This window comes from Staphylococcus cornubiensis (genome assembly GCF_900183575.1).
In the GTDB taxonomy this organism is placed as follows: domain Bacteria; phylum Bacillota; class Bacilli; order Staphylococcales; family Staphylococcaceae; genus Staphylococcus; species Staphylococcus cornubiensis.
This window is the reverse complement of the sequence record NZ_FXUZ01000001.1, coordinates 89,792-114,148: the sequence shown is the minus strand read 5'-3', so window position 1 is coordinate 114,148 and position 24,357 is coordinate 89,792. Positions and strand designations below refer to the sequence as shown.

At 37.6% G+C, this 24,357-nt stretch carries 21 protein-coding genes and 1 other annotated feature; of the genes, 4 read left to right on the top strand and 17 right to left on the bottom strand.

Annotated features, from left to right (window positions below; genetic code table 11):
• Positions 1–13: 13 nt before the first annotated feature.
• From CCE82_RS00690 to CCE82_RS00670, 5 genes are all read right to left on the bottom strand, one after another.
• A complete protein-coding gene (locus CCE82_RS00690; protein ID WP_086427520.1) occupies positions 14–3,253 on the bottom strand; it encodes a DNA translocase FtsK in 3,240 nt (1,079 codons plus the stop codon).
• 18 nt (positions 3,254–3,271) lie between these two features.
• Positions 3,272–3,871, bottom strand: coding sequence for a YtpR family tRNA-binding protein (gene ytpR, locus CCE82_RS00685; protein ID WP_086427519.1), 600 nt, complete (start codon positions 3,869–3,871; stop codon positions 3,272–3,274).
• A 5-nt stretch (positions 3,872–3,876) separates the two neighbouring features.
• Positions 3,877–4,743 carry a DUF1444 domain-containing protein gene (locus CCE82_RS00680; RefSeq protein ID WP_086427518.1) on the bottom strand — a complete coding sequence of 289 codons (867 nt, stop codon included), beginning with the start codon at positions 4,741–4,743 and terminating at the stop codon, positions 3,877–3,879.
• Between the two features lie 92 nt (positions 4,744–4,835).
• A complete protein-coding gene (locus CCE82_RS00675; protein WP_086427517.1) occupies positions 4,836–5,144 on the bottom strand; it encodes a thioredoxin family protein in 309 nt (102 codons plus the stop codon).
• Positions 5,145–5,155: 11 nt separating this feature from the next.
• Entirely contained in the window at positions 5,156–6,223 is a 1,068-nt protein-coding gene (locus CCE82_RS00670) for a M42 family metallopeptidase (protein WP_086427516.1), read from the bottom strand.
• A 97-nt stretch (positions 6,224–6,320) separates the two neighbouring features.
• On the opposite strand from CCE82_RS00670, the gene CCE82_RS00665 reads away from it, so the two are divergent.
• A complete protein-coding gene (locus CCE82_RS00665; RefSeq protein ID WP_086427515.1) occupies positions 6,321–6,638 on the top strand; it encodes a hypothetical protein in 318 nt (105 codons plus the stop codon).
• Between the two features lie 72 nt (positions 6,639–6,710).
• Here CCE82_RS00665 and CCE82_RS00660 read toward each other — a convergent pair whose 3' ends face one another.
• The 8 genes from CCE82_RS00660 to CCE82_RS00625 all read right to left on the bottom strand — a co-directional run bounded on the left by CCE82_RS00660 (position 6,711) and on the right by CCE82_RS00625 (position 14,949).
• Entirely contained in the window at positions 6,711–7,544 is an 834-nt protein-coding gene (locus CCE82_RS00660; RefSeq protein ID WP_086427514.1) for a YtnP family quorum-quenching lactonase, read from the bottom strand.
• Between the two features lie 231 nt (positions 7,545–7,775).
• Complete coding sequence (gene trmB, locus CCE82_RS00655) at positions 7,776–8,429, bottom strand: tRNA (guanosine(46)-N7)-methyltransferase TrmB (protein ID WP_086427513.1); 654 nt, start codon at positions 8,427–8,429, stop codon at positions 7,776–7,778.
• A 15-nt stretch (positions 8,430–8,444) separates the two neighbouring features.
• A complete protein-coding gene (locus CCE82_RS00650; protein WP_086427512.1) occupies positions 8,445–9,236 on the bottom strand; it encodes a phosphotransferase family protein in 792 nt (263 codons plus the stop codon).
• Between the two features lie 231 nt (positions 9,237–9,467).
• Positions 9,468–10,316: a D-amino-acid transaminase gene (gene dat / locus CCE82_RS00645; protein ID WP_086427511.1), complete on the bottom strand. Its 849-nt coding sequence runs from the start codon at positions 10,314–10,316 to the stop codon at positions 9,468–9,470.
• 3 nt (positions 10,317–10,319) lie between these two features.
• A complete protein-coding gene (gene pepV, locus CCE82_RS00640) occupies positions 10,320–11,729 on the bottom strand; it encodes a dipeptidase PepV (RefSeq protein ID WP_086427510.1) in 1,410 nt (469 codons plus the stop codon).
• Between the two features lie 404 nt (positions 11,730–12,133).
• Positions 12,134–12,532 carry a YtxH domain-containing protein gene (locus tag CCE82_RS00635; RefSeq protein WP_086427509.1) on the bottom strand — a complete coding sequence of 133 codons (399 nt, stop codon included), beginning with the start codon at positions 12,530–12,532 and terminating at the stop codon, positions 12,134–12,136.
• 84 nt (positions 12,533–12,616) lie between these two features.
• Positions 12,617–13,315, bottom strand: a complete 699-nt coding sequence (locus tag CCE82_RS00630) for a pseudouridine synthase (RefSeq protein ID WP_086427508.1) — start codon at positions 13,313–13,315, stop codon at positions 12,617–12,619.
• The gene (locus CCE82_RS00625) at positions 13,315–14,949 is read right to left on the bottom strand and encodes a putative polysaccharide biosynthesis protein (RefSeq protein WP_086427507.1); all 1,635 of its coding nucleotides are present in this window, start codon (positions 14,947–14,949) and stop codon (positions 13,315–13,317) included. The genes CCE82_RS00630 and CCE82_RS00625 overlap by 1 nt, the downstream gene beginning before the upstream one ends.
• Before the next feature lie 116 nt (positions 14,950–15,065).
• Here CCE82_RS00625 and CCE82_RS00620 point away from each other — a divergent pair, with 116 nt between their 5' ends.
• Positions 15,066–16,322 (top strand): BaiN/RdsA family NAD(P)/FAD-dependent oxidoreductase, encoded by a 1,257-nt coding sequence (locus CCE82_RS00620; protein WP_086427506.1) that lies wholly within the window; start codon positions 15,066–15,068, stop codon positions 16,320–16,322.
• Positions 16,323–17,368: 1,046 nt separating this feature from the next.
• Here CCE82_RS00620 and CCE82_RS00615 read toward each other — a convergent pair.
• The 3 genes from CCE82_RS00615 to CCE82_RS00605 form a co-directional block, all read right to left on the bottom strand.
• Positions 17,369–17,680: a rhodanese-like domain-containing protein gene (locus CCE82_RS00615; protein WP_086427505.1), complete on the bottom strand. Its 312-nt coding sequence runs from the start codon at positions 17,678–17,680 to the stop codon at positions 17,369–17,371.
• 27 nt (positions 17,681–17,707) lie between these two features.
• Positions 17,708–20,122, bottom strand: coding sequence for a leucine--tRNA ligase (gene leuS, locus CCE82_RS00610; protein WP_086427504.1), 2,415 nt, complete (start codon positions 20,120–20,122; stop codon positions 17,708–17,710).
• Between the two features lie 47 nt (positions 20,123–20,169).
• Positions 20,170–20,361 (bottom strand) — a binding site (T-box leader).
• Positions 20,362–20,430: 69 nt separating this feature from the next.
• Positions 20,431–21,612 (bottom strand): MDR family MFS transporter, encoded by a 1,182-nt coding sequence (locus tag CCE82_RS00605; RefSeq protein WP_086427503.1) that lies wholly within the window; start codon positions 21,610–21,612, stop codon positions 20,431–20,433.
• 146 nt (positions 21,613–21,758) lie between these two features.
• On the opposite strand from CCE82_RS00605, the gene mnmL reads away from it, so the two are divergent.
• Both mnmL and mnmM read left to right on the top strand, forming a co-directional pair.
• Positions 21,759–22,712, top strand: coding sequence for a tRNA modification radical SAM protein MnmL/YtqA (gene mnmL, locus CCE82_RS00600; protein ID WP_086427502.1), 954 nt, complete (start codon positions 21,759–21,761; stop codon positions 22,710–22,712).
• On the top strand, positions 22,709–23,272 hold the full coding sequence (gene mnmM, locus CCE82_RS00595) for a tRNA 5-(aminomethyl)-2-thiouridylate-methyltransferase MnmM (RefSeq protein ID WP_086427501.1): 564 nt from the start codon (positions 22,709–22,711) through the stop codon (positions 23,270–23,272). The genes mnmL and mnmM overlap by 4 nt, the downstream gene beginning before the upstream one ends.
• A 367-nt stretch (positions 23,273–23,639) precedes the next feature.
• On the opposite strand, the gene CCE82_RS00590 is transcribed toward mnmM, so the two are convergent.
• Positions 23,640–24,050 (bottom strand): transcriptional regulator, SarA/Rot family, encoded by a 411-nt coding sequence (locus CCE82_RS00590; RefSeq protein ID WP_086427500.1) that lies wholly within the window; start codon positions 24,048–24,050, stop codon positions 23,640–23,642.
• Positions 24,051–24,357 lie beyond the last annotated feature (307 nt).

Here is a 24,357-nt window from a genome sequence, read left to right as displayed (position 1 = left end):
TTCTCTATTTCCATTAAAGCTCACTTAATTCCGACTCTGTCAAATAAACATCGCGCGGTTTAGAACCATTTGCCCCTGAGATATAACCCAATTGTTCGAGTTGATCAATAATGCGTGCCGCTCGGTTATAGCCAATTTGGAAATGGCGTTGTATTAATGACGTTGAAATGTGCTGCTCTCTCACCATAAATTGACACACTTCATCAAAGAGTTCATCTCGACTTGGCGCTTCATTTTTTTCTAAGAGTTCTTTTTCTTGGAATAAGTATTCTGGCTCGCGTTGAGCACGTATGAATTCTACAACTTGATCAATTTCCTCATCTGAAACAAATGTACCTTGAACTCTGATGGGTTTGTTCATACCGCTTCCTAAATAAAGCATATCGCCATAGCCAAGTAAACGCTCAGCACCGCCACTATCCAGTATTGTTCTAGAGTCCACACTAGATGATACCATAAATGCGATACGAGTTGGAATATTTGCTTTAATTAATCCTGTGATGACATTCACCGACGGACGTTGTGTAGCTACTAACATATGAATACCACAAGCACGGGCTTTTTGTGCCAATCGTGCGATAGATTGCTCAACATCTTGTGGTGCCATCATCATTAGGTCGGCTAATTCATCAATGACGATGACAATTTTAGGAATACGCTGGTCATAATTCACTTTTTTATTGAATGCAGAAATGTTACGAACATGATGATGTGCAAACAATTTAAAACGGCGTTCCATTTCATCTACAGCCCACTTCAAACTTTGTGTAGCGGCTTTAACATCTGTAATAACAGGCGCAACTAAGTGTGGCAAACCGTTATATGGTGCAAGTTCTACCATTTTAGGGTCAATCAATAATAATCTAAGCTCTTCTGGATGGTTGCGATAAAGTAACGAAATTAAAATACTATTAATCGAGACAGATTTCCCTGAACCTGTCGCACCCGCAATCAAAGCATGTGGTGTTTTCGCGATATCCATCAACAATGGCTCATTATTAATTCGATTCCCCATCGCCACTGTCAGTTTGGATTCCGCATTTTTAAACTTAGGACTATTAAGAATAGAACTAATGTTTACTTTTGTCGTTTGTGGATTTGGTACTTCTATACCAACTAAACTTGTCCCTGGAATTGGCGCCTCTATACGAATATCTTTTGCAGCAAGTGCCATCTTAATATCATCTTGTAATGCGGTAATTCGTGACACTTTCACACCGCGCTCCACAGATAACTCAAATCGTGTCACACTTGGACCTTCTACCACATTGACTACTTCTGCAGGCACATTGAAGTAATAGAAAGCATTATTTAACTCTTCTTTTTTCTCGGCAATCCAATTTTCATCTTGTTCATGCTCTTCTGGTGCTTCTAGTAAATCAAGACTCGGCAGTTTCAAGTTTGGCCCACGACGAATGGTTTTAACCTCTTGTGTTGGCGCAGGTGGCTGACTGCTCTCCCTTTCACTATCTCTATGTACATGTTCAGTTGCAGTTTCTGGTACTTGTTGCTCTACTTGAACAGGTGGTACAGCACGTACAGATGACTCAATTGGTGTTGCTTGTTCTGTTCCATTTGTACTTTCTGCTTTTGCCTTTTGTTGGCGTGACATCATTCTCTTTTTATCAGAAGGTGTCATTACAACGTTAAATGGCTTACTACCTTTACGAATTGGCACTTTATTTGGCTTCGATGGTGGCTGTTGTGGTGATTCTTGGTTCACAGTAGGTTGTGATGTCTTCTCCTCCTCGCCTTGTTGCGCCTCCACTTTTTCATTCAATACTTCAGGTGGCTTTTGCGATTGCGAAGATTCTGGCTTCAACTCAGGTTCAAGCGTTGGCATTGAACCTGTTTGTTGAACTGGTTGGCTGACAGGCTCATCGTCTTCTACTACTTCAACCACTGAGTCACTTTCATCCATGTTATCGAATGATTCATCCACCACTTCATCATCTTGACTTTCGTTTAATACATCACTTGCCATTTCGATCTCTTCAAACGCAGTATCCGCTTCGTCAACATCCGTTTCAACCTCAGTCATAGGTGAAGATGTTGTCGCTACGTGTTCATCAGCGCTATCGTGATGTTGCATCATATCCTCTTCAGTCGATTCACCAGCGTCATCAACCAGCATTGTTTCAATATCTAACGGCTCATCAAAAGTCACTGGTTCGGATGTCTGATTTAAATCATCACTGTTTTCTTTATCCAACTGCGACAAATCGACCTCTTCATATTCATAGATAGGCTCTATTGAAGTAACTTCTTCCGCTTCTTCAGTCGTTGAATCTACTGTTTCTTCTGCAAAATCTTCATTAATGATTGCTTCATCTGCAGTATCGTCATATTTTTCGCCTAACAATTGACGCGCTTGTGCAGAATACATTTCATCAATCGCTTTTTGAATATCAGGGTTCGCATGCTGTTCATAAGATTCTCGTTTCTTTTTAAGCGCCTCTTTGAAATTTTTCTTCTGCAACATTTTCTTCTCACGTTCACGACGAATTTCTTCTACAATTTGAGATGCATAAAAATTATCGAGACTAATCGTATTACGACGACGTGCTTGTGGTTTTGACTTTTCAGTACGCTCAGTTGTTTGATTATGTGACGTTGAAGTTGTCTGAGTCTCAGTTGAAGATTGCTTTGTCGAATGATTTGTACTTTCTGACTGAGGTAATGCTTTTCGTGCACCAGGCGGTTGGTTCAAACCACTATTTTCAATTTTTTTCGGTTGTTTCGTACCAAAGATTGCAGATGGAACTTCACTTGCTTGAAATGGTTTTTGATGATAATGCGGTTGAGCTACAAAGTCATCACTATTACGTTTTTGTTTCTTTGGACGTTGTGAAGATTGAGCAACAAAAGCATACCCATTTTGATGACTCGTTCGCGTATCCGAATTCGAGTCACGTGATTCTTGTTGGTCATAATAATGGGCTTGTTGTACACCACGATGTCTACGATGTTGACGATCAACTGTAAAGGAAGGACGTCGATCATGTGAATCATCATGCGTTGACACATGATTGTCTTGATGCGCATCTGTTTGTTGTGCATGTTCAGCCGCTTCATCATGCATCTCAATCGGAAAGCGGAACTTCCCACGCGGGCGTTGATAAATATCATGACTTTGTTGAACAAAAGTGGTCTCTTTTTGTTTTTGCTCTTGTTCACCTTTTCTTCTTCGTTTTGAACGTTGTGACGATTGGTCTTTATCATCCTCACCAAATAATTGATCAAACCAGCTCATTTATTTCACAACCTTCCTCTATTCATCAAAAAATGGTTGACCTACTTGATAATGATCATCTAATACCATAATCCCTTTCTCTTGTGGCGCGTTTGGTAAATTCAACTCTTTCATTGAACATACCATCCCACTTGAAGGCACACCTCTTAATTCCGCATCTTTAATGATCATGCCACTTGGCATCACTGCGCCTACTTTTGCAACTACGACCTTTTGACCTTGATCAATGTTAGGTGCACCACATACAATTTGTAATGTTTCAGTACCTACATCGACTTGAACAATACTTAATTTATCTGCATTAGGATGTTTTTCTTTAGATTGAACGTAACCGACGACAAATTTCGGGGATAAATCTGCTTCAATTTGATAATCTAAATCTGTGTTGTCTATCATTTTTTGAATATCTGCAAGCAATTGCTCAGTTAATTTGATATGACCTACACCATCAATATTCAAATGATTTGTCGCTTCAAATAAATTGAAACCTACAATTTTACCATTTCCTTTAATAGCGACGACATCACCATGACGTTCGTATTCAAATGGCCCTTCACCTTGTTCAAGTTGTAAAAATGCAACATTTCCTACACCTGTGGGATTAAAAAACAAATTCATCTTCATTACTCCTCATTGTTATTCTTAATATCTTTCGTTGCGCGTAAATGATGGACAACATTCGGATTTGCGTTAGATTTTGGCTTGTTATTTTTACCTAATATAAATATTGGCTCGAAATGACCGTTCTCATAGGCAAAAGATAATGAAGTAATCGGAACAAGACCTTGTGCGAAAAACTCCATCGTCATGTGTGCCATAATATCGTAACCTGTTTTATTACGAATATCTGCAATGAGCAACACATCTTGGTGTGGTACCGCAACAAGCATTTCTCCTTCACATCGTTCTTCAAATTCGGCTAACAATTTCGCATTCATAATCCGACTCGCATCATAGCCATCATTTTTATTAATGAAATAAAAGATATTCCCTTTGACTTCATCAGTCGTAAATGAATTATCTAATTTTCTAACATTAAACATCGCCATTTCTTTAATTTGTTGTTGCGTTAGATTTAAAGACTGCATTAAATCTTCATCAATCAGACGATAAGATTTTCCGAGGTCGAGCGCATAATACACACGTGTTTCAGCGGTATGTGGCTCCGTAATAAATGCCTTTCCCTCTTTTGTCTGTTGATCAAAACTTGTCGCACGAATCACAGGCATGACTCGAATTTCATCTATTGACTTATGCGCTTCATCTTTCATTTGTTGAATCGTTTCTTCTACATAATAGATAATTTCGTCAACTATATTTTCCTGCCCTTTATTGTACTTGGCAACAACAGGCGAAAGTTTAACAGTGATACCTTTATGATTATCTTGTCGATAAATTCTTAATGATTCTTCGTCACGATTGAATTGATAATCGACGTCTAAATGTGTCAATCGTGATTTGATTAAGTCTCTCATTTTAAAGACATTCATGTTTTCACTCCTAATTGCACGCCTTATATTAGTTTACAATAAATATACCCTTAGGACTAGAAAAAAACCATGTCCTAAGGGTTAAAATCTCATTAAAATTGACTAAGGAATGTGTCAATCTGTTCAATTGTTTTTCTTTCCTTGCCAATGTATGAACCCACCTGCTTACCATCTTGGAACACAAGAAAGCTTGGAATGCCCATAATATCATGTTCAATCGCTAAATCAATGAACGCATCACGGTCAACTTTCACAAATTTAAACTTTGAATATTTCTCTTCTAATTCAGGTAGTCCTGGTTCAATCACACGACAATCGCCACACCAATTTGCACTAAATAAAAATACGGTATTGTCGTTTGTAAAGTCTTTAAATTGTTGTTCACTTTCTAATTGAATCATTTTTGTCACTCCTATTGATATTGTAATCTTTCAATCGTTTCAAGGTTTAAAGTTTGAATTGATGCCGTTAACCATAATTTTGCAGCTTGATAGTCTCGAATGTCAAACACCGCATCCGTACTATGAATATAACGTGCGCACACACCAATGACAGCTGTTGGCACACCGATATTTGCTTTATGAATCGCACCACCATCTGTACCACCCGGAGAAATGTAATGTTGATAAGCGACATCATGCCGTAACGCAACATCTTGTAAAAATGTTTTGAAAGCAGGTTTTAACAACATCGTACCATCTTTAATACGTAATAATGCACCTTCACCGAGAACACCAGATAAACCTTGGCGTCCTTTCATATCATTTGCTGGTGAACAATCGACCACAAATGCCACATCAGGGTCCACAAGACGTGCCGCAGCTTCAGCGCCACGTAAACCTACTTCTTCTTGAACGTTCGCACCGACATACAAGTCAAAATCGAGTGTTTCATCTTTTAATTGTTCTAATAATTCTAACGCAATCACACAGCCATAACGATTATCCCAAGCTTTTGCTGCATAACGATACTCTGATAATTGTAATAATTCCGTATGTGGCACCATCACATCACCAATTTGAATGCCTCTACTGAATACCCCGTCGGCATCACTTTCTCCAATATCGAGGAGTAAATCTTCAATACGTGGTGCTTGTTCATTCCCGCTTCTGAAGTGTTTCGGTATATTTGCAACGACACCAATAATTTCTTCGCCTTGTTGTGTCATTATTTTTAAGCGTTGGCCTTGCCAAATATCATTCGCCACACCGCCAAGAGCTGTAAACTTAATGAATCCTTGTGGTGTCACTTCAGTAATCATAAAGCCAATTTCATCCATGTGTGCCGCTACCATGACACGTTTCGCATTTGGCCTTCCACTTCTTTTCACGCCATAGAAGCCACCCATACGATCATCAACAAATTCGTCTACGTACGGCGCCATCATCTTTTTCATATATTCACGGACACGATGTTCAAAGTTAGGAGCACCGTGCATTTCCGTTAATGTTTTAATTTTATCTATTGTACTATTCGTCATGACACACACTCCTCTGAATTTTTATTCTCTTTACTTAGTATATCATCTTTGTTGTGGTAAACTATAATTAAGTCTTCAACAAGGAGATGTGAAAATAATGATATCGAAAAAAAACTGGCCTTTATTGATCCCCATTTTAATCATTGGCCTTTTAACAGGAAGTTATTTTTATGTGCTGAATATGAACAAACAAAAATACATATCAGCAGACAAAGTGATTCAATCTGTAAAAGGATATTTCAAACATGTCACAGGTTCTTATATTTTATATGAACCAACGACATATCGTAAATTCGGTATTGAATATGAGGTTTATAAAGGTGGCATTACTGCTGAGCGACACGGAAAAACATTTAACTATGAATTTATTGCAGATGCTTATAACGGCCAAATCATTGATATTATAGAAATCTAACGTTGCTCATCTCAAAGGTGAAACAGCTCCCAGTGCATAATGAATTGGGAGGTTGTTTCACCTTCTTTTTACTTATGAACAATTCTCACGTAAAATAACCGCTTCAACACTTTTTAAATCACTGCTCAATTTTGCCGCAAAATGTTGAACATCATGATAAAACAAAAACCAATATTGATGTGCGACGTAATAACGCGTGAGTCTCTCTTTTTCACGAATGGATTGCATTGGATAATCATCGTAAGCAGATACCCATAACGGATTGCGATGTGCAGTCGTACTTAAAATATCAGCCATGTGTACTGCTTTTTCGCTCTCACTTTCAATCTCGATCAGTGCATGACCAAAACTATGGCCGCCTGTATGCTTCATTTTAATACCTGGATAAGGTTCAATCTCATCTTCAAACAATATCAATTTCTCTTCATACGTCCCTCTATTGATTGGCCAATACGTCGCTTGACTTCGGATATTAGGCGCTACAAATTCATGCCACTCATCTTGTTGAACATAGTGCCACGCGTTAGGAAATTGTGCTTGACCATTGGCATCCGTCAATCCTGTCGCATGATCAAAATGCATATGCGTCATGAGTACTATATCGATGTCGTTACGCGTCAAGTCATACTGTGCAAGTGAGGCATCAATGTCTGACTCATACCGCACACCATAATTTCTCAGCTGTTTGTCTGTTAACTTCCCGTTGCCAATCCCTGTATCAATTAATATGTTTTGATCTTCAGTGCGGATTAAAATGGGATACGTCGTTAATGGGACTTGGTTTTTGTCATTAACCGGATATTGGCGCTCCCATAAGGGCTTCGGTACGACACCAAAGATGGCCCCTCCATCCATTTGGGTAAATCCGCCATTTAATGGATCAATTTGAAATTTTCCTAATTGCATGATGAACACCTCAATTCATTTTTACGCATTTCTATTATCAATGAAAGATCTGACATGAATCAAGTCTCGCATCTTGCACAATCCAATGATTCATATGTCAGTTGTGAAATTGACAGAGCAGTCCTTTAAGTGCTTTACTCAAACATCTCATATTTTGATGAATGTAATGTATTCCATAAAGAAAAAGCAATGCTAACGATTTTAAGACGCTAACATTGCTTTTTAGACACATTATTCATTTGTATGTTTAGAATGAAATTTCGCTTCCATACGATAAATACGTGAACCTTTTTCTGCAAATTTATGTTCATACTCAGTTGGAATGTTATCTCCTTCATCTTCTTGGTGGAGATTAAGGTTGATTTTTGTAAAATACATACCAAACTGAGACATACTTTCAAGGCTATATGCAAACAAGCCACGATTATCTGTTTTAAAATGAAGCTCGCCATCTTCACGAAGGATTTGTTGATAGAGAGCTAAAAATGTATGATACGTTAATCGACGTTTCGCATGACGCTTTTTAGGCCATGGATCAGAAAAGTTTAAATAAATGCGGTCCACTTCCCCTTGACGAAAATAGTCTGTTAAAATCACCGCATCATTACATAACAATTTAATGTTCGTTAAGTTTAATTCGCGTACTTTGTCTAACACTCGAATCATGACATTTTTATCTCTTTCAATGGCCACATAGTTAATATGCGGATTTTGTTGAGCTAAAGTCGTGATAAATTTGCCCATGCCGGAACCCACTTCAATGTGAATCGGCTGTTGTTGTTCAAACCACTCACTCACTTGATGGGCATGGACCGCTTCTAAATCCACAATATCATTATGTTCAGTTAAGTAAGACTCGGCCCACGGTTTATTTCGCATTCTCATGATTATTCATACTCCTTAAATAAATACATTACTCTTCATGACTTCATTTAAGAATTTGAGCCAAGTATTCATATCTTTAAAACGTTTATGTTCTTCGTTCCACTGAATCATACCAATAGACTGAATCACAGTATACCATTTCATACGTTTTTTTAAATTCATGGTTTCTTTCACTTCATAGGTGTCAAACCAACTCGACCATTGCTGTTCAGGCACGTAGTTGTAGAGCAGCATCCCAATATCAATGGCAGGGTCAGCTATCATAGCACCCTCCCAATCGACTAGAAAGAGTTCATCTTTATCTGATAAAAGCCAGTTATTATGATTCACATCGCCATGAACAACCGTATAAAAACGCGGATCAAACTCTGGCATATGATCTTCAAGATAAGTTAAAGCCTTTCTCACAATATGATGCGTCAACACATCACGAGATAATGAGGCGTTAATTTTATACAACATAATTTCAGGTGTAATAGGCGCCATTTCCATACGCTTCAACATCGTTAATAATGGTTTTGACTGATGAATTTTTTTCAATAAATAAGCCACTCGATCTTGGGCCATTTCTTGTGATTCTAATTCACGCCCGTTTTTCCAATGTTGGGCTGTCACGACTTCACCGGTTTCGATACGCTTCGTCCATACTAACTTAGGTACGATACCTTCTGCTGATAATGCTGCAATAAATGGATTAGAATTTCGTTTCAAAAACAATTTTTGACCATCTTGCTCAGCCATATAAGCTTCACCAGATGCACCGCCAGCCGAGTCAAGCGTCCATCCTAACTGATAAAACTGCTCCACAACTCGCTCACCTCACTTTCAAATAGAAAAGGCTCATGAAATTTTTTCAAGAGCCATATTTAAATCATTTCGCAATGATTTTAAATTCACGTTCATGTTTTGCACTCATTTAAGATTTTATAATTATTGAGGCTTTTTTTCAACCAAAAATGAAACACAAAATGTGACTTTTTACCTTTAAGAGTTGTGAATGTTTCACAAACTCTTCATAAAGCTGTCACTTCGCCATTTTTAGTTTGAATGCGAACGAATATATCTTTCAAAACCTTCTTGCAAACGTCTTGTAATAGGACCCACTTGACCGTCTTTGACAAGTTCACCATCGATTTTAACGACAGGCATCACTTCAGCAGATGTACTTGAAATAATCACTTCATCTGCACCTTTCAAAAATTCTACTGAAAATGCTTCGTCTTTAAACGTAATTTGTTCATCCTCGCAAATCCACTTAATCACTTGGCGTGTAATCCCATTTAAGATGAGATTATTCGCTGGATGTGTATAGACGACGCCATCTTTAATCGCATAGACATTGCTTGAAGCGCCTTCAGTTACTGTCCCATCACGATGTTGAACCGCTTCCGTCGCATTATATTTTGTCGCATACTCTTTTGCTAATACGTTACCTAATAAGTTTAAACTTTTAATATCACAACGTAACCAACGAATATCATCAGTTGTAACGACTGACACCCCTTCTTCTAGTGCCTTGAATGGACGTTCATATGATTTAACGAAAGCTGTTAATACAGGCGCTACAGGTGGTGTTGGGAAAGCATGATCACGCGGAGCAGCACCACGCGTTACTTGCATATAGACACCGCCATTTGTCACATTGTTCACTTGAGCAAGCTCACGTACGAGTTCTGTTAATGACGCCACTGTGTGATCAAGTTCTAAACCAATTTCACCAGCACTTCGTAACAAACGTTCGAAATGTTCTTTTGCTGTAAACAACTTGTTGTCATAAATGCGCACATATTCATAAATGCCGTCCCCAAAATTGTATCCACGGTCATTAAAAGCGACTTTTGCCTCGCTCTCTTCTACAAAACTTTCATTAATGAGTACTTTTGTCATAGATTATCCCTCCACACAAACCGCATAAATAGCTTCTAAATAGATGCTTGTTGCGTTAAATAACTGTTTTTTCGTGATGTATTCATTTTTTTGATGCATTAAATCTTCAGAGTCTTCAAACATCGCACCAAATGCGACACCTTTATCTAAATTGCGGGCATAAGTACCGCCACCAATTGTAAATGAAGGGCGCATGTCTCCTGTTTGATTGCGATATGCTGTTAACAATTTTTGAACAAATGGATCTTCAGGATCTACAAAATGAGGTGTTTGCACTTTAAGGTCTTCAATATCAAAGCCTATTTCTTTGATTTCTGACGTAAACGCTTTAATCGCATGGTCGAAATCAAAACCTTCTGGATAACGTAGATTAATACCGAATGACCCGCCTTCATCTAGATGATAACGAATGACACCGATATTTGTTGTTAAATCGCCCATCGTATCAGAATGGAACTTCATACCCATCTTTTCACCAAAATGAGAATCAAATAAGTATTTTTCTCCAAAAGATGTCCATGATTGTGCAGATTGATTTAAATTCAACGTGTTTAAGAAATGAATTAAATATAAACCTGCATTCACACCAATCGACGGATCCATACCATGTACAGCCTTACCAAAAACAGTCAATTTCAAAATACCACTGTCAATTTCGTGTTGTCCTTCTAACTGATGTTCTGATAAAAAGGCTTCAAAACGTTGAATCGTATCTGTCATATTTTCTTTCACTAAAATATCCGCGTTGGCAACGTCTGGCACCATGTTGAAACGTTCACCTGAAACAAACTGCTTTAACTCAATTTCAGGCTCGTCATCATCTAATGTTAAAGTTTGTTGTTTAATCGTGAACGTCGTAATCCCTTTTTCACCGTGGATAAGTGGGAATTCAGCATCTGGTGCGATACCAATTGTCGGCATTTCTTCAGTTTTGAAATAACGTTCTGTACATTTCCAATCTGACTCTTCATCTGTTCCGATAATAATATGTATTCTCTTTTTCCAATCTACATTCATATCATTAAGAATTTTCACCGCATAATAAGCTGCTATTGTAGGGCCTTTATCATCCAGTGTGCCACGTGCAATAATACGGTCATCCGTTTCTACAGGATCAAATGGATCAGAATCCCAACCGTCTCCTGCTGGCACTACATCAACATGACCTAAAATACCAAATAGTTCTTCGCCTTTACCGATTTCAATACGGCCGGCTAAGTGGTCTGTATCAAATGTATTAAAACCATCACGCTCAGCTAACTGATACATGTATTCAAGTGCCGCTTTAGGACCTGGTCCAACAGGCGCGTCTTCAGTAGCTTCCGCATCATTACGGACTGATTTAATAGATAATAGTCCTTTTAAGTCTTCGATCATTTGCGTTTCATATTCTTGTACTTTTTCTCTCCACATGCTGATCAACTTCCTTTTTTCATGATTGTACTTCCTATTTTACATGAATTACAGATTAAACGACAGTAATATTTCAGCATACTTTTTTAATTTTTCTGACAAAATGTTATCTTTCTGTTTAAAATAACTGTCAACTTGCTAAACCAACGTAAAATATTATGTTGAAAAAACATATGTCGTATTACTGTATGCCGATTAAAATTTAACAAGAGGAAGTTTGGCAAATAAAAAACAATAAGACATGAAAATTTTTATTGATACATTTTCTTCACTTGCTACGAAAAATTAAACGAGTTTATTATGCTATCCTGATATGGCTGAAATACACTTAACGAGATATGAGAGACAAAAAACCAGAAGTTAGGGTCATCTTGCGTACACCTTGACTTCTGGTTTCAATAAATTTACTTATTTGTTTCATCGTCACGCACAACATGTAAATTGTGAGATGGATCTCCGCCACCTTCGCCATCAAACAACGCTTCTCTTTCATCCAAGTTATCACGTTGTTCACCGTTTAAAATACGGTCTTTTTTGTCATTAATAAAAGATTTAGGATCTTGTTTTACTTCGTTAATGTATGCTTTGGGATCTTCTTTCACTTTATTAATTTCTTGCGTTGCAGCTTCACTCACTTGTGCTGCTTTTTCTTGTGCGCGTTTTTTGTAGTCTTCTGGATTATCTTTATATTTTTGATATTCTTGTTTCAAGTTTTCACGGTTTTGTTTATTTGAAAGTACAACCGCTGCAACTGCGCCCCCGATACCGAGAACTGCTTTAAAGAGTTTTCCTGATTTTGCCATCTTTAATCACCTCAAATACTTTTAATGTAAGGTTACCCTACCTATGACAAAGATAAACCTTTATTAAGTTAAATATTTGAACTTTTAGCGATAATTCAGCAATTTCAATTCTTCCTCAGTTAACTGTCGATATGCACCAGGCGGCAGTGTTGAATCTAACTGAAGGTCACCGATAGACACTCTTTTAAGCGCAACAACCTCATTATCAATCGCATGAAACATCCGCTTCACTTGATGATATTTCCCTTCTTGAATCGTAACTAACGCTGTGTTGGACTCCTCCAAAATTTCAAGTTGAGCAGGTTGAAGTTGCCCCTCTTTTAAAGTGATGCCTTCTTCAAAACGTTGCCGGTCGATATCTTTTAAGTCAACTTTCGCTTTAACCCTATACGTTTTTGAAACATGCTTATTCGGACTCATCAGCTCATGGTTAAACTGGCCATCATTTGTAATTAACAACAGACCTTCTGTATCCTTGTCTAATCTACCAACTGGAAACAAGTCTAAATGCTGATATCCATCAATTAAATCAATCACTGTTCGATGCATATCATCTGACGTTGCAGAAATGACATCTTGTGGTTTATTCATCATCAAATACACATACGGTTCATAAGCAATGACTTTCCCGTCGACTTCAATCTTATCAGCATTTGGATCAATTTGAGTTTTCGCGGATTTAATTGTCGTACCATTACTATACACGCGACCTTTTTTCAACAAACCTTTCACTTCTGTTCGCGTGCCGACACCCATTTGTGCTAAAAATTTATCAATACGCATTATAAAAAGCGCACCTTACGTCTGATTTGGTTAGGAATTTCACCTAAAAATTTATCCGCTAAACGTGTTTTCATAGTAAATACTGCATAAATGATTGCACCCACAATTGCACAAATGACAGTAATTATCAATGCACCGATATGTCCCGCTGGCGAAATGACAAATTGTAAACCAAAATAAATGATTTCAACTACAATCATCATAATAAAGCCATACAACAATATTTTACATACATCGATAATTGTTTCACTAAATTTGAAGTGTGCATATTTTTTAAGCACGATTAAGTTACATACAATTGCGAAAGTCAATGCAATCGCTGTACTTAAGATCGCACCTGCCGTTTGAAACATAATAATCATTGGCATATTTAATATGAGCTTTAATACAACTGAGCCGATAATAATGAATACAGTTAACTTTTGTTTGTCGATACCTTGTAACATCGATGCGGTAACACTTAATAACGAAATTAAAATCGCTACAGGTGCATAGTAAAATAAAAGTCGACTTCCATCCATACTATATTCATAAAACACCGTATAAAGCGGAACAGCTAATGCCATAATCCCTAAACTCGCTGGGACTGTAATATACATCAACACGCCTAATGATGTTCTAATTTGACGATGCATTTCAACATAATCGCCCTTTTCGTAAGTTTTCGTAATAAATGGAATTAAACTAATCGCAAATCCAGCCGCTAACGACGTCGGAATCATCACAATTTTGTTCGTAGTCATATTGAGCATCGTAAAAAATGTACCTTGCAAACTCGTCTCTACACCAGCAATCGACAATGCATTGTTATGTGTCAATTGGTCCACTATCATAAACAGCGGGAAGTTTAAACTGACAATAACAAATGGGATACTGTATGAGATAATTTCTTTGTACATTTTCGAATAAGATACATCAATACCAGTCATATCAGAAGCTACCATTTCGTGAATACCACGACGACGTTTAATCCAGTACCACCAGAGTGTGAATATACCGGCAATCGCACCAATCGCAGCACCGAACGTCGCAATACCATTTGCTAATAAAACAGAGCCATCAAACACATTTAATACGAGATAGCTACCGACCAAAATGAAAATGATACGTGCGATTTGTTCAGTCACTTCGGATAATGCTGTAGGCCCCATTGATTTGTATCCTTGGAACACCCCGCGCCAAGTGGCTAATACCGGGATGAAAATGACAACAAAGCTAATTGTACGAATGATGGAAGTGATTTGATCCACTGTCCAACCCGCACTTTTATCTGTATTATGCGCAATCGTTACAGTCGCAATAAGTGGAGATAATAAATATAAAATAATAAATCCCAGTATTCCGGTAATACTCATGACAATAAAACTGGATTGATACAGTTTTTGACTGACGCGATATGCGCCTAAAGCATTGTACTTCGCAACATACTTAGATGCTGCAAGTGGAACACCCGCAGTTGCCACTGCAATCGCAATGTTGTATGGACCATAAGCATAGTTAAATGGTGCAAGATTATCTGCGCCACCTATGATTCGGTAAAATGGAATAATGTAAATAATTCCTAAAATTTTTGTGATTAAAATGCTTAAAGTTAGTAAAAATGTTCCCCTCACTAATTCCTTGTTTTCACTCATAGATAACCTACCTACTCTACATTTTTTCAAGATTTAATTATAACACAATATGGTTATTATACACTGATTGAGAATATGTTAAAATCAAAATATCAATTTTAAGGGGTTTTTATAACATGTACCAAACAATAGTCATCGGTGGCGGGCCTAGTGGATTAATGGCTGCGATTTCATCAAGTCAAAATGGGCAATCCGTGCTCCTATTAGAAAAAAAGAAAGGTTTAGGACGTAAACTTAAAATTTCTGGTGGCGGTCGTTGTAACGTGACGAATAACTTGCCTTACGCTGAAATCATTAAACATATCCCCGGGAACGGAAAATTTTTATACAGTCCTTTTTCAATTTTTGATAATCAATCCATTATCGAATTTTTTGAAACACGTGGTGTCGCATTAAAAGAAGAGGATCACGGGCGTATGTTTCCTGTATCTAACGAATCACAAGATGTGCTCGATGCATTAACACGAGAGCTGAAACAAAATAAAGTCACTGTGAAAGAAGAACAAACTGTAGTGGCAGTTCAAAAAAACGATAATGGTCATTTTCGAGTGCAACTTCAAAACGGTGATTTTTATGAAGCGAAAACGGTCATTATTGCAACTGGCGGCACAAGTGTTCCTCAAACGGGTTCAACAGGTGATGGCTATCGTTTTGCCAAATCACTTGGGCATCACATTACAGAACTGTTCCCTACAGAAGTGCCGATTAAATCTAATGCACCATTTATTAAAAATCAGTCTCTTAAAGGATTGAGTTTAAAAAATGTGGGTCTATCTGTTTTAAAGAAAAACGGCAAAAAACGCATTACCCATCAAATGGACATGCTCTTCACGCATTTCGGTATTAGCGGTCCTGCTGCACTAAGATGTAGCCAATTTATCTATCAAGAACAGAAAAATCAAAAGCAACAAAATATCCAAATGCAAATCGATGCCTTTCCTGAAATCAATGAAGAAGTGTTGAAACAAAAAATCACACAACAATTAAAAGCGCAACCAGATAAACATATTAAAAATGCTTTGAAAGGGTTGATTGAAGAGCGTTACTTAACATTGATGATTGAGACTGCTGGTATTCCTTTCGAAACAACATATCATCACATCAGTACACAACAACTGAGTACACTTGCACACCAATTTAAAGCATTTACATTTGAAGTTTATGGCACATTACCATTAGAAAAAGCGTTCGTAACTGGCGGCGGTGTGTCTATAAAAGAAATCGTCCCAACGACAATGGAATCTAAAATAACACCAGGTTTATATTTATGTGGCGAAGTATTAGATATTCATGGCTATACAGGAGGCTATAACATCACAAGTGCACTGGTTACAGGTTATGTCGCAGGATACTTTGCAGGCTTTGCAGAATAAAATATCATCAAAAAATCCTATCTCAAAACAGGTCAACGAGATAGGATTTTTTGTTAATGCATATCGATATGTAGCGTTCTCCTCACACAGTATAGAAATAACAATCTACAGATCATGACGTGTACTTCTAAACATAACCATCACTTTCACCTTTCCCCTCAAAAAAATGCGATGTTTGAGCATGTTTTTGCCGTTAACATTTTCACCCGTTCCAAAAAAGACCTCATAGATTGCATGAACTGTGCAAGACTCATAAGGGATCAACTGGTCCGGAAAATCCAATTCGGCCTCCAACAAGTGCCCATTTTATTGAAGCTGAATTAAGTTGAAGCACCAACCCCTAGGAAAGCGCCGCACAGGTCAGCTACCCTACTTACTTATGAACCTTCACTATCCCCCTCTCACCATCCAAACAGAAATATGATGTGATTGAGGTATGGGAAAAATGGATGAAAATACGTTTTGTATTGTAATATTTTGTTCCTTTGTGTTTCTATTATACCGTTCAGATTGCATGAACTGTGCAAGACTCCTGAGGGATCAGCTGGTCCGGAAAATCCAATTCGGCCTCCAACAAGTGTCCATTTTAATCAAGCCGAATTTAGTTGAAGGACCAGCCCCTAGGAAAGCGCCGCACAGGTCAGCTACCCTACTTACTTATGAACCTTCACTATCTCTCTCCATCCAAACAGAAATATGATGTGATTGAGGTATGGGAAAAATGGATGAAAATACGTTTTGTATTGTAATATTTTGTTTCTTTGCGTTTCTATTATACCGTTCAGATTGCATGAACTGTGCAAGACTCCTGAGGGATCAGCTGGTCCGGAAAATCCAATTCGGCCTCCAACAAGTGTCCATTTTAATCAAGCCGAATTTAGTTGAAGGACCAGCCCCTAGGAAAGCGCCGCACAGGTCAGCAATCTATAAGACGCCATTTAAAACATGTTAACAAAATGCTAAACAACTACAATGCTTAACAAAAACAAAAAACTGCTATCATCGTATAGTCCCCCCATACGACAATAGCAGTCATACTTCAATGCTTAAATTCGCTTATACTCTAATCCTTCATCGCCCCAAGCACGCATACCACCTTCAACATTCACCGCATCAACACCATGATCATTCAAAAACTCAACCACTTTCGCACTTCTCACACCGCCTGCACAAATGATGTAATACGTCGTGTTCTTTTTGAAATCATCCACATGATCAGGAATGTCATTCATCGGGATATGTTCAGCATTCGGAATCATGCCCATCGCCACTTCATCATCTTCACGTACATCGACAATATTCACCGGCTCTGAACTTAAAATAATCTCTTTTAATTCATCAGTACTGATTTCTTTCATCTTTCCTCCACGCTCCTTCATTAAACTTTATTTTGCAACAATGTTCACCAATTTCTGAGGTACTGCAATCACTTTCTTAATCTCTTTACCCTCAATTGCAGTTTTGATGTTGTCATGCGCTAAAGCAGTTGCTTCCATATCTGCTTTACTCATATCTTTCGGAATTTCAATTTTAGCACGAACTTTACCATTGACTTGTACAACAATTTCAACAACATCTTCTTCTAATAAAGATGGATCGAAACTTGGCCATGGTTGGTAAGTAATTGTGGTATCATGACCTAAAACAGACCATAACTCTTCACCGATATGAGGTGCAATTGGCGCTAACATTTTCACGAAACCTTCTGCATAGGCTTTAGAAATGTGCTCAGCTTTATAACATTCATTAATAAAGACCATCAACTGACTAATCGCCGTATTGAAGCTGAGTGATTCAAAGTCTTCAGTGACCTTTTTGACGGTTTGATGGTACACCGTTTGTAATGCTGGTGTGTCACCTTCAATCACTTTATCCGTTAATTGACCAGCTTCAGTGACAAATAAGCGCCATACACGATCTAAGAAGCGACGTGAACCATCTAAACCATTTTCACTCCAAGCAATCGATGCCTCTAACGGTCCCATGAACATTTCATATAAGCGTAATGTATCCGCACCATGTGAACGTACAATATCGTCAGGGTTGACTACATTACCTTTTGATTTACTCATTTTTTCGTTGCCTTCACCTAAAATCATACCTTGGTTAAATAATTTTTGGAAAGGTTCAGACGTTGGGACAACTCCTAAATCATAGAGTACTTTGTGCCAAAAACGTGCATATAATAAGTGTAATACAGCATGCTCTACGCCACCGATATAAAGGTCAACAGGCAACCAATGTTTAAGTTTCTCAGGATCAGCTAACATTTGATCGTTTTTTGGATCGATATAACGTAAATAATACCAACAGCTACCCGCCCATTGTGGCATTGTATTTGTTTCACGACGACCTTTCATACCTGTTTCAGGATCAACCACATTCACAAAGTCATCAATGTTCGCAAGTGGTGATTCACCTGTACCTGATGGCTTAATTTCATCAGTTTTAGGAAGCAGTAATGGCAATTCGTTTTCAGGAACTGTCGTCATTGAACCATCTTCCCAATGAATAATTGGAATCGGCTCGCCCCAATAACGTTGACGACTAAACAACCAGTCACGAAGTTTATAATTGACTTTCTTTTCACCGAGACCTTTTTCTTCCAACATCGCAATCGCCTTGGCAATCGCTTCGTCGTTATGAAGACCATCCAATTCCCCTGAACGAATATGCGCACCGTCACCTGTGTAATAAGGTGTTTCTGCATCGTTATCAATCACTGTCACTACTGGTAAATCAAACGTTGTTGCAAATTCGTAGTCTCTTTCATCATGCGCTGGTACTGCCATTGCAGCGCCTGTACCATATGATGCTAACACATAGTCCGCAATCCAGATTGGCACTTGCTCACCAGTAAATGGATGAATCGCATAAGCACCTGTGAAGACACCTGTTTTCTCTTTTGCTAAATCTGTACGTTCTAAGTCAGATTTTTTCGCCGCTTCATCTTGATAATGTTTCACTTTTTCGTATTGTTGTGGCGTCATGATGCGGTTCACTAAAGCATGTTCAGGACTTAACACTAAAAATGTTGCACCATAAATCGTATCTGGACGTGTCGTAAATACTTCAATCGGTGTTTCAATATTTTCAACTTTGAAGTTCACTTTCGCCCCTTCAGAACGACCAATCCAATTACGTTGCATGTCTTTAATCGATTCAGGCCAGTCCAGAGTATCTAAATCTTCAAGTAAACGATCCGCATATTCTGTAATTTTCAATACCCATTGTTTCATCGGACGTCGAACAACTGGGAAGCCGCCACGCTCTGACACACCATCCACAACTTCTTCATTAGAAAGGACTGTACCGAGTGCTTCACACCAGTTCACAGGAATTTCATCAATGTAAGCCAATCCTTTTTTATAAAGTTGAATAAAAATCCATTGTGTCCATTTATAATATTCAGGATCTGTGGTACTGACTTCACGATCCCAGTCGTAACTAAAGCCCAGTTCTTGAATTTGACGCTTAAATGTTTGAATGTTGCGCTTTGTAAATTCTGCAGGATCATTCCCTGTATCGAGTGCATATTGTTCAGCAGGTAATCCAAATGCATCCCACCCCATTGGATGTAATACATTGTATCCTTGCATTCTTTTATAACGCGATAAAATGTCTGTTGCTGTATAACCTTCTGGGTGACCTACATGTAGACCTGCACCTGATGGATACGGAAACATATCTAACGCATAAAATTTCTTTTGACCGATGTTATCTTCTGTTTTAAACGTTTTGTTTTCTAACCAATACGTTTGCCATTTTTTTTCGATTTCTTGATGATTGTAACTCACAATTTAATCCTCCTCATTCATAAAAAAACACCTCAAACTATTCATTTATGGTTAGGGACGACTTTCGCCGCGGTACCACCCTCATTCACTCCTCAAAGTGCGCTTCATTTTAAATAGTAAGAGATGTCATTTATTTTTCATAATTTATCGGCAAGTTCACTTAAAGTTTTTCGTTAGTTTGCACCACCACTAACTCTCTGAGGAAACACTTTTAAGTTACTACTCCAGTACAGCACGACCACATGCTTCATACGTAATCAACTACTATATTATGCAATTTAATACAAAGATGCAAGTGTCATTTACTGTGATTAACGATATAGCATTTTGGGATCTACTTTTTTGTCGTAAATAGAAAGGAATACCATTGCAATCACGAGTAAACCAATCATAGACAAGAACATCACTTGCATATTGAACAGATCGACTAATATACCGCCGATTAACGGACCGAAAGCTTTCCCTACTGTCGAAGCCGAATTCACTATGCCTTGATAGACCCCTTCTCTACCTTTAGGCGCTAAAATATTCGCAATCGTCGGGACAGCAGGCCAAACGAACATTTCTGCAAATGTCATAATGACCATACCTACAACAAAAATTGAAAATGAAGTCGCAAAACTTGTCACGAAAAATGACAAAATAAATACGACTAAACCAAAGTAAAGTTGTTTTTTCAGTTGCCCTTTAAATAATTGAATAATCGGTAATATTAACGGTTGACCCACTAAAATTAATACCCCATTGACTGTCCATAATAAGCTGTATTGACTCATCGAAATGCCAATACTTTGGGTAAATGAAGCAATTGTCGTCTGCCATTGTACATACGTAATCCAACATAGTGCAAACATCACACATAATAAAATGAGTGCTGTAAAATGTTTTTTGTTTTGAATATGCGTAACATTTTCCAACGTTTCTTGATGTTTAACTGTCGCATGATAATCCATTTTAAATTGAAATAGCGCAATAAAGAAGAAAACAACATACATCGCTAAATTCGCCATGAAAATGTAATTAAAACTCAGTTCAGCAACGAAACCTCCGAGTGCAGCACCTAATGCAACACCGATATTTTGTGCTAAATAAATTGCATTAAACGTCTGTCTTCCCCCTTGTGGCCAAACAGCACCGGCCATTGCGTATATTGCAGGTATAATCATGCCACCGCCAAAACCGAGCATCACTAGCCAAATGGCATACCACGGCCATCCATGGAAGAAATTTAATAAAATTGTAGCTAGTAAGCTAATGACAGTACCTAACATAATTGTTCGATACCCTCCAAGTTTATCGAATAACGTCCCACCAAGTAGATTGCCAATGATCATCCCAAATGAGTTAACCATGAGCACAAGGCCTGCAGTACTTAATGATTTACCTAGTTCTTCATTCATATAAATCGTATTCAGCGGCCATAAAAAACTCGCACCTGTGATATTGATTGCCATCCCAATGACAAGCCACCATATTTCTTTAGGCATATTCACTGATGTCTCACTCCTTTTCTCTCTAGCAAACACTATAACACGTTATGTCCAAAATATGTTAAAATCTTCAAATACTGTTTAAGAAAAACAACGAATGCGATATGATAAGTACAGTTTAAACTAACGATGTTGAAAGGAAGATGAGGATGGGTGCTTATTTCCCATATGCTTTTGAAAAGAAACGTTATCACACTTTAAATTATCATCTAAAAAATAAATTCGGTCAAAAAATATTTAAAGTAGCATTAGATGGCGGATTTGATTGTCCGAATAGAGATGGAACTGTCGCACATGGTGGTTGTACATTTTGTTCTGCAGCAGGAAGTGGTGACTTTGCAGGTAATCGTGCAGACCCTATTGAAGTTCAATTTAAAGAAATTAAAAATAGAATGCACGAAAAATGGCATGAAGGTCAATACATTGCTTATTTCCAAGCTTTCACTAATACACATGCACCCGTTACTGTATTACGCGAAAAATTTGAAGCTGCATTAAAAGAACCTGGTGTAGTTGGTCTATCTATCGGCACACGACCTGATTGTTTACCCGACGATGTAGTCGAATATTTAGCGGAACTGAATGAACGTACTTATTTATGGGTAGAGTTAGGCTTACAAACGATTCATCAAGAGACGTCTGACTTAATTAATCGCGCGCATGATATGGATTGTTACTACGAAGGTGTCGCAAAATTACGCCGACATGGCATCAATGTTTGTTCACATATTATTAATGGCTTACCAGGCGAAGACTATGACATGATGATGCAAACCGCAAAAGCAGTCGCACAAATGGATGTACAGGGGATTAAAATTCATTTACTTCATTTATTAAAAGGAACACCAATGATGAAGCAATACGATAAAGGATTACTCGAGTTTATGACGAAAGAACAGTATATTCAACTCGTTTGCGATCAACTCGAACAATTGCCACCAGAAATGATTGTCCATCGTATTACAGGTGATGGTCCGATAGATTTAATGGTCGGCCCTATGTGGAGTGTCAATAAATGGGAAGTTTTAAATGATATCGATGCAGAACTTGAGCGTCGTGGCACAGTTCAAGGTGACGCATACATTTCTCAGGTGAAATCATGATAGTTGAACGTATTTTACCTTTTGCCAAATCTTTAATTCGTAGCCATGTCACACCAGAAAGTGTTGTGATTGATGCAACTTGTGGCAACGGTCATGATACCAAATTTTTAGCGGAACTCGTGCCAAATGGTCATGTTTATGGTTGTGATATTCAAGCAGAGGCCATTGAAAATACGAGACAACGTGTTCAAGATTACAACAACGTGTCGTTATTTCAAACAGGCCACGAATGGATCACACAACATATCGCATCCAATCACCTCTCACAAGTTCATGCCGCTATTTTTAATTTAGGCTATTTACCTAAAGGTGACAAATCCATCGTCACAAAATCAACAACAACGCTTGCTGCTGTACAAACGATTTTTGATATTTTACAACCTGAAGGCATTATTGTATTAGTCGTTTATCCTGGACATGAAGAAGGTGCAGAAGAAAGCGCTGCGATACAAAAACATTTTGCCTCATTTGATCAACAGCAAGCACACGTTTTAAAATACGAATTTATTAACCAACAAAATCGACCACCGTATGTTTTAGCAATAGAAAAAAGAGGCTAATATGAGAATAGTACATCAAAATTTTCATCCGCATACAACCTAAATTGATTTACTATTATCATAGGAAATGTTGAAAATTAAACTATCCTTCTACTGGGATCAATATGCATGCGTGTCACAATGTAAGCATTAATAACAAAAATCGCCAATCAACATAGGTAAAACCAACGATTGTCCTCATTCAGGCAAGCGTTGGTTTTTATGATAGGTAGTATTGAATATTTATTATATTTTGCTCTCACTTTTTAAATCAATTTGTTCTTAGATGATGCTGTGAATTGCACGCTATTGACTAGCCCCAATTCGTGTTAGCCTTTATCAGAATGGGTGGAATAAATCTTGATGTCAAATGAGAGTGTCGTTCTTCTTAAATGTCACAGCCATTAACAATGTCATTTAATAATGATCTCAAATGTGCATCTCTTTTCTCGATTTCCATACATGTAAAATTAATCAACTCTTGCTTATCGACTTCTTTATTCTCGTTAAAATGGATAATCACTGTTCTTTCATCATTTGATGGTCGCTCTTTAATAATCCATTTCATTTCTACCAAATTGTTGTATGTTCGTGTGCGCTTGTAAGTCTTAACTTTCACATAGTCATCCATTTCTTTTAAAGTCATAGAACCTTTATCCCAAAGTGTCAGTAAAATCAAAAATTCTTCCTTCGACAAACGATATTTCCCTTCAATTTCATCAAAAATTGCTTCAACTTCTTTTTGCAGCTGGTCGAGCAACATGATATCGCTCACTTTATAATTTCTTTTTTCAGTCATAATAAACCCCCATTCTTTGCTACCTATCGTTTAATAGTACCCACAAAATAGAAATCTAATCATATTTAATATAATAGTAATACTTTGTAATTTTTAAATTTGAATATGCAGAACATTTTCCGTTAATCATAAACTTTTGTATATGATTTCTTAATTTATAATTAAATTCTATTTGTAGAGATTAGATTCCTTATAGAAGGTTTATTGAAAAATCTTTACACTGCAACACACTTAAATCGATACCGTTTATTCCGTTAAAACAAAAGGCCCTACTCTACAAATGAGAGATAGGACCTTTGCATTGCTA